This is a genomic window from Sphingomonas sp. GM_Shp_1, assembly GCF_026540895.1.
GTDB lineage: Bacteria > Pseudomonadota > Alphaproteobacteria > Sphingomonadales > Sphingomonadaceae > Sphingomonas.
Genome location: NZ_JALNUR010000006.1, coordinates 53858 through 69110, shown reverse-complemented (window position 1 = coordinate 69110; position 15253 = coordinate 53858). Strand labels below are relative to the sequence as shown.

The window sequence follows — 15253 nt, the reverse complement described above, 5'->3', positions numbered from 1 at the left end:
CGCATCGCGATCGCACGCCAGATGGTCGCGCATTACAACGCACAGGACGCCGACGCCTATGTCGCGCTGATGACCGAGGATGCCTGCGAAGCGGGTTATCGCGGGGCCGTCCTGCGCGAAGGGCGCGAGGGCGTTCGCTCGGGGCTGAAGGCGATGTTCGCACAGTTCCCGCAGAACCACGCCGAAATCGTCTCCGAACAGGCGTTCGGTGAAACCGTGCTGCTGCATGAAAAGGTCGAACGCGCGCCGGGTGGCGAGGCGTTCGAGGTCATGTCCATCTATTCCTTCGAGAACGACAAGGTGTCGCGCGTGGAGTTCATTCGCTAATGGCCGACGCAGCCATCATTCCCGACGAGGCCGAAGTCCGCGCCCGCTGGGGCAATTTCGCCTGGACGGACGAGAACCAGAAGAAGGCGAACGAGATCCTCGCGCGCTATCCCAAGGGTCGCGAACAGTCCTGCTCGATCCCGTTCCTCGACCTGGCCCAGCGTCAGGTCGGCGCCGAGACGCAGACGCAAGGTTGGTTGCCCGTGCCGGTGATCGAGTTCGTCGCGCGCCAGCTGGGTGTCGCCTATATGCGCATCTATGAGGTCGCGACCTTCTATACGATGTTCAACTTGGCGCCGGTCGGTCGCTATCATGTCCAGGTGTGCGGCACGACGCCGTGCATGTTGCGCGGGTCGGACGACGTGCTGGCGGCCTGCAAGAACAAGGGTCTGATCAAGGGGAAGACCACGCCTGACGGCCTGTTTACCCTGACCGAGGTCGAGTGCATGGGCAATTGCGCCTCCGCGCCGATGGTCCAGATCAACGACGACAATTACGAAGATCTGGACTACGATCGCACGGTCGCGATCCTGGAGGCGCTGGCCAAGGGTGAGAGCCCCAAGACCGGCACCCAGGAGCCGGGTCGCCACACGGTCGAGCCGCTGGGCGGTCCGACCACGCTGACCGCCATGGTCGGCGACAATCACGACTATCGCGGGGAGTGGGGCGCATAATGCTCGCTGACAAGGACCGCATTTTCACCAATCTCTACGGCTATCAGCCGTGGAACGTCGACGCGGCGATGAAGCGCGGCGATTGGGACAATACCAAGGCGCTGCTGGAACTGGGCCAGGACAAGATCATCGACGTCATCAAGGCGTCGGGTCTGCGCGGGCGCGGCGGTGCGGGCTTCCCGACCGGCATGAAGTGGAGCTTCATGCCCAAGGAACCGCGCCCCGACCGGCCGAGCTTCCTGGTCATCAATGCCGACGAGTCCGAGCCGGGTTCCTGCAAGGACCGCGAGATCATCCGCCACGATCCGCACAAGCTGATCGAAGGCGCGCTGGTCGCGGGCTTCGCGATGCGCGCGCGGGCGGCGTACATCTATATCCGCGGCGAATATATCCGCGAGGCCGAGACGCTATTCGCGGCGGTCGCCGAGGCCTATGATCGGGGTTTCCTGGGCAAGAATGCCTGTGGCTCGGGTTACGACTTCGACGTCTTCGTGCATCGCGGCGCGGGCGCGTACATCTGCGGCGAAGAGACCGCGATGATCGAGAGCCTGGAGGGCAAGAAGGGCCAGCCACGCCTGAAGCCGCCTTTCCCGGCGGGTGCGGGCCTCTATGGCTGCCCGACCACGGTCAACAATGTCGAATCGATCGCGGTCGCCCCGACGATCCTGCGGCGCGGGGCCGAATGGTTCTCGTCCTTCGGGCGCGAGAACAACAAGGGCACCAAGCTCTTCCAGATTTCCGGCCATGTCGACCGCCCCTGCGTGGTCGAGGAGAGCATGTCGATCACGTTCCGCGAGCTGATCGAGCGGCATTGCGGCGGCATTCGCGGCGGCTGGGACAATCTGCTCGCGGTGATCCCGGGTGGCTCGTCGGTGCCTTTGGTGCCCGCTGCCGAGATCATGGACGCGCCGATGGACTTCGACGGCCTGAAGGCGGTCGGTTCGGGCCTCGGCACGGCGGCCGTCATCGTCATGGACAAGTCGACCGACATCGTCCGTGCGATCAGCCGCCTGTCGTACTTCTACAAGCATGAGAGCTGCGGCCAGTGCACGCCGTGCCGTGAAGGCACCGGCTGGATGTGGCGCGTGATGGAGCGGATGCGCACCGGCGATGCCGATGTGGCCGAGATCGACACGCTGTTCCAGGTGACGAAGCAGGTCGAAGGCCACACCATCTGCGCGCTCGGCGACGCGGCGGCCTGGCCGATCCAGGGCCTGATCCGCCACTTCCGCCCGGAGATGGAACGCCGCATTCGCGAACGCAAAGGCGAGACGGGCGGCAACGCCCCGATGATGGAAGCTGCCGAATAATGCCTAAGGTCAAAGTCGACGGCGTCGAGATCGAGGTGCCCCAGGGCGCCACCGTGCTCCAGGCCTGTGAGCTGGCGGGCAAGGAAATCCCGCGCTTCTGCTATCATGAGCGGCTGTCCATTGCGGGCAATTGCCGCATGTGCCTGGTCGAGGTGAAGCCTGGGCCCCCCAAGCCGCAGGCGTCGTGCGCGCTGCCGGCGGCGGAGAATCAGGAAATCTTCACCACCACCCCGATGGTGAAGGCCGCGCGCGAAGGCGTGATGGAATTCCTGCTGATCAACCACCCGCTGGACTGCCCGATCTGCGACCAGGGCGGCGAGTGCGACCTGCAGGATCAGTCCATGGCCTATGGCAAGGGCCATAGCCGCTATGACGAGAACAAGCGGGCCGTCACCGAGAAGTATATGGGGCCGATCGTCAAGACGGTCATGACCCGCTGCATCCAGTGCACCCGCTGCGTCCGCTTCGCCGAAGAGGTTGCGGGCGTGGAGGAGATCGGCGCGATCTATCGCGGCGAGAACATGCAGATCACGTCCTATCTCGAACAGGCCGTGTCGAGCGAACTGTCGGGCAATGTCGTCGACCTGTGCCCGGTGGGCGCGCTGACGTCCAAGCCCTATGCGTTCGAGGCGCGTCCCTGGGAGTTGAAGAAGACACTGGCCATCGACGTGATGGACGCGGTGGGGACGAACATCCGCCTCGACAGCCGGGGTCGTCAGGTGCTGCGCTGCGTGCCGCGCATCAATGACGAGGTGAATGAGGAGTGGGCGAGCGACAAGACGCGTCACGCGATCGACGGCTTGGTCCGTCGCCGTCTCGATCGTCCCTTCATTCGCCGCGATGGCAAGCTGGTGCCCGCGACCTGGGACGAGGCCTTCGCCGCGATCCGTGACGTGAACGCCGGTTCGAGCGTCGCCGCCATCGCCGGTGATCTGGTCGATTGCGAGACGATGTTCGCCGCCAAGGCGCTGCTCGGCAAGATGGGCTCGACCCTGCTCGAGGGCCGTCAGACCGGCATGGATTACGACACGTCGAGCCTGGCCGCGGTCAACTTCAACACGACCATCGCTGGCGTCGAGAAGGCCGATGCGATCCTGCTGATCGGCACCAACCTGCGCTGGGAAGCGCCGCTGGTGAACACCCGCGTCCGCAAGGCGATCAAGAAGGGCGCCAAGGTCTTCGCGATCGGCCCCGAGACCGACCTGACCTATAAGGTCGAGTGGCTGGGCGCCGACCTGTCGGTGCTGGGCAACCTGCCCGAGGCTGTCACCGAATTGTTGGGCAAGGCCGCGCGTCCGATGGTGATCGTCGGTGGCGGTGCGCTGAAGGGTGCGCATGGCGCGAGCCTGAAGCTGGTCGACCAGTTCAATCTGGTGCGGACGCTGGAGGATGGTTCGGCCTGGAATGGCTATAACGTCGTTCACATGGCGGCTGCGCGCATGGGCGGGCTGATGCTCGGTTATGCGCAGAAGGGCGGCATCGCCGACGTGGTCGCGGCCGCGCCGAAGCTGGCCTTCTTCCTGGGCGCCGACGAGGTCGATTTCGCCAAGTTCGGCAGCAGCTTCAAGGTGTTCGTCGGCCATCATGGCGACAAGGGCGCGCATCACGCCGATGTCATCCTGCCGGGCGCCACCTATGCCGAGAAGTCGGGGACCTGGGTCAATCTGGAAGGCCGGGTGCAGCGCGGCGAGCGGGCGGTGTTCGCTCCGGGCGATGCGCGCGACGACTGGACGATCTTCCGCGCCTTGTCGGAAGTGCTGGGCCAGACGCTGCCCTTCGACACGCTGGACGAACTGCGCGCTGCCATGGCCGCCGAGGTTCCGGTGCTGGGCAAGCTCGACCTGGTGACCTTCGACTGGGCTGCGCCATCGCTCGACGCGACCGCGACCGGTGTGATCGAGGGTTATCCGATCAAGGACTTCTACCTCACCAACGCGATCTGCCGCGCCAGCCCGACGATGCAGCGCTGCTCGGCCGAACTGGTCCATGGTGAGAGCTATGCGGAGGCAGCGGAGTGACCGCGTTTTTCAACACGACGCTCGGCCTTCCTTATGGCTGGGCCTGGGGAATCGCGACCTTGGTCGGGATTCTGGCGATCGCGCTGCCGCTGATGCTGGCCGTCGCGATGGTCATCTATGTCGACCGCAAGATCTGGGCGGCGATGGCGCTGCGCCGCGGTCCGAACGTGGTCGGCCCCTTCGGTCTGCTCCAGTCCTTCGCCGACGGTCTGAAGGTCTTCCTGCAGGAAACCATCGTTCCGGCCGCCGCCAATCGCGGGCTGTTCCTGCTGGCGCCGATCATCACCTTCACGGTCGCGCTGATCGTCTGGGCGGTGGTGCCGTTCCAGCCGGGCGTGGTCGTCGCCGACATCAATGTCGGCCTGCTCTATGTCCTCGCCGCCTCGTCGCTGGGCGTGTACGGCGTGATCCTGTCGGGCTGGGCGTCGAACTCGAAATATCCTTTCTACTCGGCGCTTCGTGCGGCCGCGCAGATGGTGTCCTATGAAGTGGCGATCGGCTTCATCCTGATTTCGGTCGTGATGTGGTCGGGCAGCTTCAACCTGACCGACATCGTCGAGGCACAGCGCAGCGTGTTGGGGATTCCGGTCAACGGCTTCTTCCTCAACCCGCTGCTCTTCCCAATGGCGATCATGTTCTTCATCTCGGCACTGGCCGAGACGCAGCGCGCACCGTTCGACCTGACCGAGGCGGAGTCGGAGTTGGTCGCGGGCTACCAGACCGAATATAGCTCGATGTCGTTCGCGCTGTTCTGGCTGGGTGAATATGCCAACGTCATCCTGATGTGCGCGCTGAACGCGATCCTGTTCTGGGGTGGCTATCTGCCGCCGTTCGACTGGGCGCCGCTCTATGTCGTGCCGGGCATCGTCTGGCTGCTGCTGAAGATGTGTTTCTTCTTCTTCGTCTTTTCCTGGGTGAAGGCGACCGTGCCGCGTTACCGGTACGACCAGCTGATGCGGCTGGGCTGGAAGGTGTTCCTGCCGGTGTCGCTGTTCTGGGTATTCTTGGTGTCTGGCGTGCTGATGTATGCGCGCGTGGGAGTTCCGGCATGAGCGTCGCTCAGTACGTCAAGGCTTTTACGCTGTGGGAGTTCGTGAAGGGCCACGCGCTGACCCTTCGCTACTTCTTCAAGCCGAAGGCGACGATCAATTATCCGTTCGAGAAGAACCCCATCTCTCCGCGCTTCCGGGGCGAGCACGCATTGCGTCGCTATCCCAATGGCGAGGAGCGGTGCATCGCGTGCAAGCTGTGCGAGGCGATCTGCCCTGCTCAGGCGATCACGATCGAGGCGGAGCCCCGCGACGACGGCAGCCGCCGCACGACACGCTACGACATCGACATGACCAAGTGCATCTATTGCGGGCTGTGCCAGGAGGCCTGCCCCGTGGACGCCATTGTCGAGGGTCCGAACTTCGAATTTTCGACCGAGACCCGCGAAGAGCTGATCTACGACAAGTCGAAGTTGCTCGATAACGGTGACCGCTGGGAAAGCGCCATCGCGGCGAACCTTGCCGCCGATGCGCCGTACCGTTAAAGCCCGCGACCAACGGTTCGGGGCGGACAGAAAAGGGGCCTGACAGGCAGTGATACAGGCTATCGCCTTCTATATTTTCGCGACCGTGGTGATCGTGTCCGCAGGGCTTACGATCGCGTCGCGTAATCCGGTGCACTCGGTCATGTGGCTGATCCTGGCGTTCTTCAACGCCGCGGGCCTCATGGTGCTGTGCGGGGCCGAGTTCATCGCGATGCTGCTGGTCATCGTCTATGTGGGCGCGGTCGCGGTGTTATTCCTCTTCGTCGTCATGATGCTCGATATCGAGGTCACGGCGATGCGGGCGGGCTTTGCGCGCTACCTGCCGCTGGGCCTGGCGCTCGCGGTGGCGCTGCTGGCCGAGGTCATCATCGCGTTTCAGGCGTGGAGCGTCGGGGGTGTCCAACTGGCCGCCCGTGCCGCGCCCATCGCGCCGGAGGTGTCCAACATCCAGGCGATCGGCAACCTGCTGTACACGCGCTATCTGTTCATCTTCGAGGGTGCAGGGCTCGTGCTGCTCGTCGCGATGATCGGCGCGATCGTGCTCACCCACCGCAAGCGCGGCGGCGTCCGTCCGCAGAACATCGCCAAGCAGAATGCGCGTCAGCCGCATGAGGCGATCCGCAACATCAATCAGCCCATCGGGCAGGGGGTGGAACTGTGACGATCGGTCTCGTCCATTATCTGGTCGTTGCGGCGATCCTGTTCACCATGGGGGTGCTGGGTATCTTCCTGAACCGGAAGAACCTGATCGTCATCCTGATGGCGATCGAACTCATCCTGCTCGCCGTGAACCTGAATCTCGTCGCCTTCTCGGCCGCGCTTCAGGATCTGGTGGGTCAGGTCTTTGCCATGTTCGTGCTGACCGTGGCCGCCGGTGAATCGGCGATCGGTCTGGCGATCCTGGTCATCTATTTCCGTGGCCGCGGCACCATCGCGGTCGACGACGTCAACCGGATGAAGGGGTAATCGGGTTGATCCTCGCTATCGTCTTCCTGCCATTGCTGGCCGCCGCCATTGCGGGGTTCGGCAACAAGGCCATCGGGAACGTGCCCGCCAAGGTCGTCACGACCGGCGCACTGTTCATTTCCTGTGCGCTGTCATGGCCGATCTTCATCGGCTATCTGTCGGGCGCCAATGTCGCGACCGTCACGCCGGTGCTCCACTGGATCACCAGTGGTGACATGTCGGTCGACTGGTCGCTGCGCGTCGACTCGCTGACCGCGATCATGCTGGTGGTCATCACCAGCGTCTCGGCGCTCGTCCATCTCTATAGCTGGGGCTATATGAGCGAGGAGCCGGATCAGCCGCGCTTCTTCGCCTATCTCTGTCTCTTCACCTTCGCGATGCTGATGCTCGTGACGGCGGACAATCTGGTCCAGATGTTCTTCGGCTGGGAAGGCGTGGGTCTCGCGTCCTACCTGCTGATCGGCTTCTGGTTCCGCAAGCCCTCGGCCAATGCCGCCGCGATCAAGGCGTTCGTCGTCAACCGTGTCGGCGATCTGGGCTTCATGCTCGGCATCTTCGGCACCTTCCTGGTCTTCGGCACCGTCTCGATCCCTGCGATCCTGGCCGCCGCGCCCGGCATGGCGGGTTCGACCATCGGTTTCCTCGGATACCGGTTCGATACGATGACCGTGCTCTGCCTGCTGCTGTTCGTCGGCGCGATGGGCAAGTCGGCGCAGCTGGGTCTGCACACCTGGCTGCCGGACGCGATGGAAGGCCCGACCCCGGTGTCGGCACTGATCCACGCGGCGACCATGGTGACCGCGGGCGTGTTCATGGTGTGTCGCTTGTCGCCGATGTTCGAGACCTCGCCGACCGCGCTCGGTGTGATCACCGTGATCGGGGCCTGCACCTGTTTCTTCGCGGCGACCGTCGGCACGGTGCAGACCGACATCAAGCGCGTCATCGCCTATTCGACCTGTTCGCAGCTCGGCTATATGTTCTTCGCGGCGGGCGTCGGCGCTTACGGCGCGGCGATGTTCCACCTGTTCACCCACGCTTTCTTCAAGGCGCTGCTGTTCCTGGGCGCAGGCTCGGTCATCCATGCGATGCACCATGAGCAGGACATGCGTTACTATGGCGGTCTGCGCCGCCACATCCCGCTCACCTTCTGGGCGATGATGATGGGTACGCTGGCGATCACCGGCGTCGGTATCCCGGCTCTGTTCGGTAATCCGATGGCGTTCGGCTTCGCGGGCTTCCATTCAAAGGACGCGATCATCGAAGTCGCCTATGCGGGTGGTTCGGGCTTTGCCTTCTGGGCGGGCGTGATCGCCGCGCTGCTGACCAGCTTCTATTCGTGGCGCCTGATGTTCCTGACCTTCTGGGGCAAGCCCCGCTGGACCGGTTCGGAGCATATCCAGCACGCGATCCATGACGCGCACGGCCATGGCCATGACGATCATGCGCATGCTCATGATGCGCATCATCACGACGAGGCGCATCACAATGTCGCCCATGCCGAGGATGCCGGCGATGAGCCGCACGTCCACGGCGCGGCGCATACCGACCTGCCGGAGGGCACCGGTGGATATCATCCGCATGAGAGCCCGCTGGTCATGCTGATCCCGCTGATCGTCCTGTCGATCGGGGCGATCGCGGCGGGCTTCGTCTTCCACGGCTGGTTCATCGAGCCGGAGTCGGGAGAGAGCTATTGGAAGGGCGCGGTCGCCTTCAACGAGCATCTGATGCATGCGATGCACGGGGTGCCAGTGTGGGTGAAGCTGTCGGCGACGGTGGTGATGCTGCTCGGTCTGCTGACCGCGTATCTGACCTATATCCGCGCACCGGAATTCCCGGCCAAGTTCGCGGACCAGTTCCGCATCCTGTACCGCTTTCTCCTCAACAAATGGTATTTCGACGAGATTTACCATTTCCTTTTCGTGCGCCCCGCCTTCGCGATCGGCCGGTTCCTGTGGCACCGTGGCGACGAGAAGACGATCGACCGCTTCGGCCCCAATGGTGTCGCCTGGCTCGTCCAGCTCGGCAGCAAGGGTGCGGCGCGCTTCCAGACGGGATACCTCTACAGCTATGCCTTCGTCATGTTGATCGGCCTGACCGCGGCCGTCACCTGGGCCATTTTGGGTTGATCGCGTGATGCAGGGCTTCCCGATCCTCTCCGTCATGCTGGCGGTCCCGGCTGTTGCCGCGATCGCCTGCCTCTTCCTCAACGCGCAGGGCGCGCGCATGCTGGCGCTCGCCGCCACGCTGGTCGACTTCGCCCTGGGCATCGTGCTCTGGACGCAATTCGACGTGGGCGGCGCCCAGTGGCAATTCGTCGAACATGCGCCGGGCATTTTCGGCCCGTTCGGCTGGTCGCTCGGCATCGATGGCTTCGCGCTGCTGCTGATCATGCTCAGCGTGTTCCTGATGCCAATCTGCATCGGCGCCAGCTGGCGCGCGATCGACAAGCGGGTGCCCGAATATATGGGCCTGTTCCTGTTCACCGAGGTGCTGATGATCGGCACCTTCGCGGCGCAGGATCTGTTCCTCTTCTACGTCTTCTTTGAAGCCGGCCTGATCCCGATGTATCTGATCATCGGCATCTGGGGCGGGGCGAACCGCATCTACGCGTCGTACAAGTTCTTCCTGTACACGCTGCTCGGCTCGCTCCTGATGTTCGTTGCGATGCTCTATATGGCGCGCACGGCGGGCACGACCTCGATCCCGGCGCTGCTCGCCTATGACTTCCCGGCCTCGGTCCAGACCTGGTTGTGGATCGCCTTCTTTGCTTCGTTCGCGGTCAAGATGCCGATGTGGCCCGTCCACACCTGGCTGCCCGATGCGCACGTGCAGGCGCCGACGGCGGGTTCGGTCATCCTGGCGGGCGTGCTGCTGAAGCTGGGTGGCTATGGCTTCCTGCGATTCCTGCTGCCGATGTTCCCGGAGGCGAGCGGACAGCTGACCTGGCTGATCTTCGCGCTGTCGGCCGTCGCCGTGATCTATGCCTCGCTGGTCGCGCTGGTGCAGTCCGACATGAAGAAGCTGATCGCCTATTCGTCGGTCGCGCACATGGCGATCGTGACCATCGGCCTCTATGCCTTCAACCAGCAGGGCATCGAAGGCGCGATGATCATGATGCTCAGCCACGGCCTGGTGTCGGGCGCGCTCTTCCTGTGCGTCGGCGTCATCTATGACCGTCTGCACACCCGCGAGATCGCACGCTATGGCGGGCTGTCGATTAACATGCCGAAATATGCCGTGCTGTTCCTATTCTTCACCATGGCGTCGATCGGTCTGCCGGGCACCAGCGGCTTCGTCGCCGAGTTCCTGTCGCTGATGGGCACCTATCAGGTGTCGACCTGGACCGCGCTGCTCTGCACGACCGGCATCATCCTGGGCGCGGCGTACATGCTCTACCTCTACCGGCGGGTCGCGTATGGCGAGATCAAGTCGGACGAGGTGGCGGCGATGCCCGACCTGTCGGCGCGCGAGTTGTGGCTGCTGGCCCCGATCGCGGCGGTGACGCTGTGGATGGGCGTCTATCCGGAGAGCTTCCTGGCGCCGATGCGCAAGGACGTCGCCGTGCTGTTGCAGCGGATCGACCGGGCGAACCCCGGTTCGGACAGCCGCCCCACCGCCGGTAACCCTGCGCTTGTGACCACCCATGCCCCTGAGCACCAAGCTGCGCACGGGGAGGCGCACTGATGAGCTATTCGTTGAACCTTTTGATGGTCCTGCCCGAGCTGGTGCTGACCCTCGGCGCGATTGCGCTGATGCTCGTCGCTGCCTGGGGCGGAACCGCCTCGACGCGTGGCATCTCGATTGCGGCGGTGTTCGTGCTGGCGGGGGCGATGATCGCGCTCGCTGGCCCGGCAACCACCGGCGGCCTGGCTTTCGGTGGCCTGTACCGGGCGGATGCCTTTGCCGGTTTTGCCAAGGTGCTGATCTATCTGGCGACCGCAGTGGCGATCATTATGGCGCCGCGCTTCTTCACCCGCTCGCCGGGTGAGGATCTGCGGCCCGAATATCCCATCCTGATGCTGCTCTCCTCGGTCGGCATGGGAATGATGGTGTCGGCGGGCGACCTGTTGACCCTCTATGTCGGTCTCGAACTGCAGAGCCTGTCGGCCTATGTGCTGGCGAGTTTCATGCGTCGCGACAGCCGTTCGGCGGAAGCGGGCCTGAAATATTTCGTCCTGGGCGCGCTGGCTTCGGGTATCCTGCTCTATGGCATCTCGCTGGTCTATGGCTTCACCGGTTCGACCGACTTCGCGCAGATCGCGGGCGCCTATGGTCGCGACGCGGCGATGGGGACGCGCTCGCTGGGCCTGATGTTCGGCCTGGTGTTCGTGTTTGCGGGGCTGGCGTTCAAGATGTCGGCGGTGCCGTTCCACATGTGGACCCCGGACGTCTATGAAGGCGCACCGACCCCGGTGACGGCCTTCTTCGCCTCGGCCCCCAAGGTCGCGGCGATGGCGCTGGCCATCCGCGTCGCCGTCGAGGCGATGGGCTCGGCCGCGCAGCAGTGGCAGCAGATCGTGACCTTCGCGGCACTTGCGTCGATCATCCTGGGTGCGGTCGCGGCCATCGGGCAGACCAACATCAAGCGGCTGCTCGCCTATTCGTCGATCAACAATGTCGGCTTTGCGCTGATCGGTCTGGCGGCGGGCACGGCGCAGGGCGTCGCGGCGGTGCTGACCTATCTGACCATCTACGTCATCATGACGCTGGGTGCGTTCCTGATCGTCATCCGTATGCGCGATGAGAACGGCAATCCGCTGGAGTCGATTGCCAGCCTGTCGGGCCTGTCGCGGACGCGTCCGGCGCTGGCCTGGGCGATGGCGTTCTTCATGTTCTCGGTCGCGGGCATTCCGCCGCTGCTCGGCTTCTACGCCAAGTTCGCGGTGTTCAATGCGGCGGTCGCGGCGGGCCTGTTCCCGCTGGCGGTGATCGGTGTCGTCGCCTCGGTGATCGGTGCCTATTATTACCTGCGCATCATCAAGACGATGTTCTTCGATGAGCCAGCCGGGGTTTGGGACAATAGCGACGTCCAGCCGGTCGAGAACGGCCTGATCGCCCTGTCGGCGCTGTTCGTCTCGCCGGTCGGGTATCTCGCGATCCCGCTGCTCGGCGCCTGGTCGCTGGCGGCGGCACGGGCGCTGTTCTGAGCCGATTGCTGCACGTCCCGGAAACGGGATCGACCAATGCCGATCTTCGCCAGCTTGCGGAAGCGGGCAGTGAAGACGGCCTTTGGCTCCGCGCCGATCGCCAGACGGCGGGGCGCGGACGCCAGGGGCGGGACTGGTCTTCGCCTTCGGGGAATTTCTATGGGTCGACGCTGGTGCGATTGCGCGCTGGCGACCCCGTGCCCGCCACGCTAGCGCTGGTTGCCGCCGTCGCGATCGAGGAGGCCGTTCGGGCCTGCCTTCCCGATATCGGCACGCGGCTGAGCCTGAAATGGCCCAACGACCTGTTGATCGACGGCGCCAAGCTGTCGGGTATTTTACTGGAGCGTAGCGGCGATGCGGTCGTCATCGGCATGGGGATCAATCTGGCGTCGGCCCCGCAGCTTCCCGACCGCGCCACGACCGCGCTCGGCGATCATGGCGTCGATGTCGCGCCCGCGACGATGCAGGCGCTGCTCGCCGACGCGATGACCCGCTGGGTCGCGATCTGGCGCGAACATGGCCTGTCCGCCGTCATCGAACGCTGGGAGGCACGGGCCCATCCGCGCGGCACTTCGCTGACCGCGAAGCTGCCCGACGGGCAGGTGCTGACCGGCGCGTTCGAGGGGCTGGCAAGCGACGGGGCGCTGCGGCTCGGCTTGGCGAATGGCGTGACCCATGTCATCCACGCCGGTGACATCTTCCTGGTCTGAGGGACGAACCATGCTGCTTGCGATCGATGCCGGGAACACGAACGTGGTCTTCGCGCTGCTCGACGGGCGGACGATCAAGGGGCGCTGGCGTATCGCAACCGATCCGCGCCGCACGGGCGACGAATATGCGGTGTGGCTCAGCCAGTTGCTCGCGCTCGAAGGCTATGCGCGCGAGGACGTGACCGGCGTCATCATCGCCACCGTCGTGCCGCGTGCGCTTCATAATCTCCAGGTTCTGGCGCAGAAATATTTCAAGGTCGAGCCCCTGATCGCGGGGCGTGCGCCGGTGGAATGGGGGATCGCGATCGACGTCGACGAGCCCGCTTCGCTCGGCGCGGACCGGGCGGTCAACACCATCGCAGCGCATGAGCTTCATCCGGGCGACCTGATCACCATTGACTTCGGCACCGCAACGACGTTCGACATCAGCGATTATCAGGGGGCCTATAAGGGCGGGATCATTGCGCCGGGCATCAACCTGTCGCTCGACGCGCTCGTCACCGCCGCCGCCAAGCTGCCGCGTATCGCCATCGAGGCACCGGCGAGCCGGAGCGTGATCGGCCGCAACACGGTGGACCAGATGCATATCGGCATCTTCTGGGGCTATGTCGCGATGATCGAGGGGCTGGTCGCGCGGCTGAAGGCGCAGGTCGGGCGCCCGGTCAAGGTGCTGGCGACCGGCGGCCTGGCGGCGTTGCTCAGCCCGCATACCGATGTTTTTGACCATATCGAACCCGACCTGACCATTCAGGGGCTGGCGATCCTGTGGGAACGCGCCCATATTGGACGCTGAAGTTTCGGATCGGACAGCCCGCGAAAAGCCGCAGGGCGTCCGTATCCGCGAAGGAATGACCGCGCCCTGACCGGCGCAATCCGAAATGCCCCTGGGCCCCGCTTTCAGCGGGGAGGGGCTTCCATTGTCAGGAAGTGAATGACTCCCAAGAAAGAATTGCTGTTCTGCGCGCTCGGTGGCTCGGGCGAAATCGGCATGAACGTGAACCTGTACGGCACCGAAGGTAAGTGGGTGATGGTCGATTGCGGCATCACCTTCGCCGATCCGGCCTATCCCGGCATCGATGTGATCCTGCCCGATCTGAGCTTCATCGAGGACCGGCTGGACGATCTGGTCGGCATCGTGCTGACCCATGGTCATGAGGACCATATCGGCGCGCTGCCCTATCTGGCCGAAGACCTGGGCGTGCCGATCTATGCCACTGCCTTCACCGCCGGGCTCGTCCGCGGCAAGCTGGAGGAAGAGGGCAGCGCCAACCGCGTCAAGATCCGCGTGATGGAAACGGCCAAGACCTTTGAGGTCGGTCCGTTCGACTTCACCTTCGTGCCGCTGTCGCACTCGATCCCCGAGGCGAATGCGCTGCTGATCGAAACGGCCGTCGGGCGGGTTTTCCATACCGGTGACTGGAAGCTTGATGCGACCCCGGTGATCGGCAAGCCCGCCAGCCCGGCGCAACTGTCGTCGATCGGCGACCGTGGGGTCGACGTGTTGGTGTGCGATTCCACCAATGCGTTCAACACCGAGGCCTCGGGCTCGGAAGCCAGCGTCCGCCCCGGCATCGCCGAGACGGTCGCCAAGGCCAAGGGGCGCGTGGTCGTCACCACCTTCGCCTCCAATGCCGCGCGTCTGGTGACGTTGGGCGAGGTGGCCAAGGAGACGGGGCGCAAGCTGTGCGTGACCGGCCGTTCGCTCGACCGGATCCTGAAGGTCGGCAAGGCCTGTGGTTACTTCAAGGGCTTCCCGGAGACGGTCGATCCCGAGACCGCGATGCGCCTGCCGAAGGACCGCGTCCTGATCGTCGCGACCGGCGGCCAGGGCGAGCCACGCGCCGCCCTGTCGCGCATCGCCGAGGGCAGCCACACGATCCGCCTCGACACCGGCGACACGGTGATCTTCTCGGCGCGCCAGATTCCGGGCAACGAGACGGCGGTCGGTCGTATCCAGAACATCCTGGCGGGCAAGGGCGTCCGCATGGTCACCGAGCGCCAGGCGCATGTCCATGTCTCCGGCCATCCCGGCCAGCCCGAACTGGCGCAGATGTACAAATGGCTGCGGCCACGCACGCTGATGCCGGTCCATGGCGAGATGCGGCACATGATGGAACATGCCCGCTTCGCGACGACGCAGGGCGTGCCGCAGACGCTGGTTCAGTCGGACGGCGATATGGTCCGCCTGCTGCCGGGCAATGCCACCAAGATCGGCAATGTCCCGGTCGGTCGGCTGGTGCTGGACGGCGACGTCATCCTGCCCTCGGACGGCTCGACCATGAACGAGCGGCGCAAGCTGGCGATCAACGGCCAGATTTCGGTCGGCGTCGCGGTTGCCAAGGGCCGGCTGGTCGGCAGCCCGCAGGTCCGTGTCCAGGGCGTGCCGGTCGAGGACGAACGCGATGCGTTCATCGCCGAGGCGATCGCCGCCGCTGCCAAGGCGGTGGACGGCCCGCGCCGCGCCACCGACAAGCTGCGCGAGGACATTCGCCTGTCGGTGCGCAAGGTCGCTACCCGCTGGACCGGCAAGAAGCCGATCGTCGACGTCCTGCTGATCGAGGGATAAG

General features: G+C 64.7%; 14 protein-coding genes. All 14 read left to right on the top strand.

Annotated elements, in window-relative coordinates; all coding sequences use genetic code 11:
- The first annotated feature begins 21 nt into the window (after window positions 1–21).
- On the top strand, window positions 22–327 hold the full coding sequence (locus tag OXQ33_RS05280) for a nuclear transport factor 2 family protein (RefSeq protein ID WP_267433705.1): 306 nt from the start codon (window positions 22–24) through the stop codon (window positions 325–327).
- A complete protein-coding gene (locus OXQ33_RS05275) occupies window positions 327–1001 on the top strand; it encodes an NAD(P)H-dependent oxidoreductase subunit E (protein ID WP_267433644.1) in 675 nt (224 codons plus the stop codon). The genes OXQ33_RS05280 and OXQ33_RS05275 overlap by 1 nt, the downstream gene beginning before the upstream one ends.
- Entirely contained in the window at window positions 1001–2311 is a 1311-nt protein-coding gene (gene nuoF, locus OXQ33_RS05270) for an NADH-quinone oxidoreductase subunit NuoF (RefSeq protein ID WP_267433643.1), read from the top strand. Before OXQ33_RS05275 ends, nuoF begins: the two co-directional genes overlap by 1 nt.
- Window positions 2311–4329, top strand: a complete 2019-nt coding sequence (gene nuoG / locus OXQ33_RS05265; protein ID WP_267433642.1) for an NADH-quinone oxidoreductase subunit NuoG — start codon at window positions 2311–2313, stop codon at window positions 4327–4329. The genes nuoF and nuoG overlap by 1 nt, the downstream gene beginning before the upstream one ends.
- Window positions 4326–5381: an NADH-quinone oxidoreductase subunit NuoH gene (gene nuoH / locus OXQ33_RS05260; protein ID WP_267433641.1), complete on the top strand. Its 1056-nt coding sequence runs from the start codon at window positions 4326–4328 to the stop codon at window positions 5379–5381. The genes nuoG and nuoH overlap by 4 nt, the downstream gene beginning before the upstream one ends.
- The gene (gene nuoI / locus OXQ33_RS05255; protein WP_042483186.1) at window positions 5378–5863 is read left to right on the top strand and encodes an NADH-quinone oxidoreductase subunit NuoI; all 486 of its coding nucleotides are present in this window, start codon (window positions 5378–5380) and stop codon (window positions 5861–5863) included. Before nuoH ends, nuoI begins: the two co-directional genes overlap by 4 nt.
- A 49-nt stretch (window positions 5864–5912) precedes the next feature.
- Window positions 5913–6524, top strand: a complete 612-nt coding sequence (locus tag OXQ33_RS05250) for an NADH-quinone oxidoreductase subunit J (protein WP_267433640.1) — start codon at window positions 5913–5915, stop codon at window positions 6522–6524.
- Window positions 6525–6526: 2 nt separating this feature from the next.
- Window positions 6527–6829: an NADH-quinone oxidoreductase subunit NuoK gene (gene nuoK, locus OXQ33_RS05245; protein WP_170170841.1), complete on the top strand. Its 303-nt coding sequence runs from the start codon at window positions 6527–6529 to the stop codon at window positions 6827–6829.
- Entirely contained in the window at window positions 6829–8955 is a 2127-nt protein-coding gene (nuoL, locus tag OXQ33_RS05240) for an NADH-quinone oxidoreductase subunit L (RefSeq protein ID WP_267433704.1), read from the top strand. Before nuoK ends, nuoL begins: the two co-directional genes overlap by 1 nt.
- Window positions 8956–8962: 7 nt before the next feature.
- On the top strand, window positions 8963–10513 hold the full coding sequence (locus OXQ33_RS05235; protein WP_267433703.1) for an NADH-quinone oxidoreductase subunit M: 1551 nt from the start codon (window positions 8963–8965) through the stop codon (window positions 10511–10513).
- Window positions 10513–11976: an NADH-quinone oxidoreductase subunit NuoN gene (gene nuoN, locus OXQ33_RS05230; protein WP_267433639.1), complete on the top strand. Its 1464-nt coding sequence runs from the start codon at window positions 10513–10515 to the stop codon at window positions 11974–11976. The genes OXQ33_RS05235 and nuoN overlap by 1 nt, the downstream gene beginning before the upstream one ends.
- Before the next feature lie 5 nt (window positions 11977–11981).
- Complete coding sequence (locus OXQ33_RS05225) at window positions 11982–12686, top strand: biotin--[acetyl-CoA-carboxylase] ligase (protein WP_267433638.1); 705 nt, start codon at window positions 11982–11984, stop codon at window positions 12684–12686.
- Between the two features lie 10 nt (window positions 12687–12696).
- Window positions 12697–13479 (top strand): type III pantothenate kinase, encoded by a 783-nt coding sequence (locus OXQ33_RS05220; RefSeq protein WP_267433637.1) that lies wholly within the window; start codon window positions 12697–12699, stop codon window positions 13477–13479.
- Window positions 13480–13617: 138 nt separating this feature from the next.
- Entirely contained in the window at window positions 13618–15252 is a 1635-nt protein-coding gene (locus OXQ33_RS05215) for a ribonuclease J (RefSeq protein ID WP_267433636.1), read from the top strand.
- Window position 15253: the final 1 nt, after the last annotated feature.

Excerpts from the sequence above, each read along its gene's own strand:
- nuoF (WP_267433643.1), top strand. The coding sequence starts at position 1,001 with ATGCTCGCTGACAAGGACCGCATTTTCACCAATCTCTACGGCTATCAG.
- nuoG (WP_267433642.1), top strand. The coding sequence starts at position 2,311 with ATGCCTAAGGTCAAAGTCGACGGCGTCGAGATCGAGGTGCCCCAGGGC.
- OXQ33_RS05220 (WP_267433637.1), top strand. The coding sequence starts at position 12,697 with ATGCTGCTTGCGATCGATGCCGGGAACACGAACGTGGTCTTCGCGCTG.
- nuoI (WP_042483186.1), top strand. The coding sequence starts at position 5,378 with ATGAGCGTCGCTCAGTACGTCAAGGCTTTTACGCTGTGGGAGTTCGTG.
- OXQ33_RS05215 (WP_267433636.1), top strand. The coding sequence starts at position 13,618 with ATGACTCCCAAGAAAGAATTGCTGTTCTGCGCGCTCGGTGGCTCGGGC.
- OXQ33_RS05235 (WP_267433703.1), top strand. The coding sequence starts at position 8,963 with ATGCAGGGCTTCCCGATCCTCTCCGTCATGCTGGCGGTCCCGGCTGTT.
- OXQ33_RS05275 (WP_267433644.1), top strand. The coding sequence starts at position 327 with ATGGCCGACGCAGCCATCATTCCCGACGAGGCCGAAGTCCGCGCCCGC.
- nuoN (WP_267433639.1), top strand. The coding sequence starts at position 10,513 with ATGAGCTATTCGTTGAACCTTTTGATGGTCCTGCCCGAGCTGGTGCTG.
- OXQ33_RS05280 (WP_267433705.1), top strand. The coding sequence starts at position 22 with ATGGTCGCGCATTACAACGCACAGGACGCCGACGCCTATGTCGCGCTG.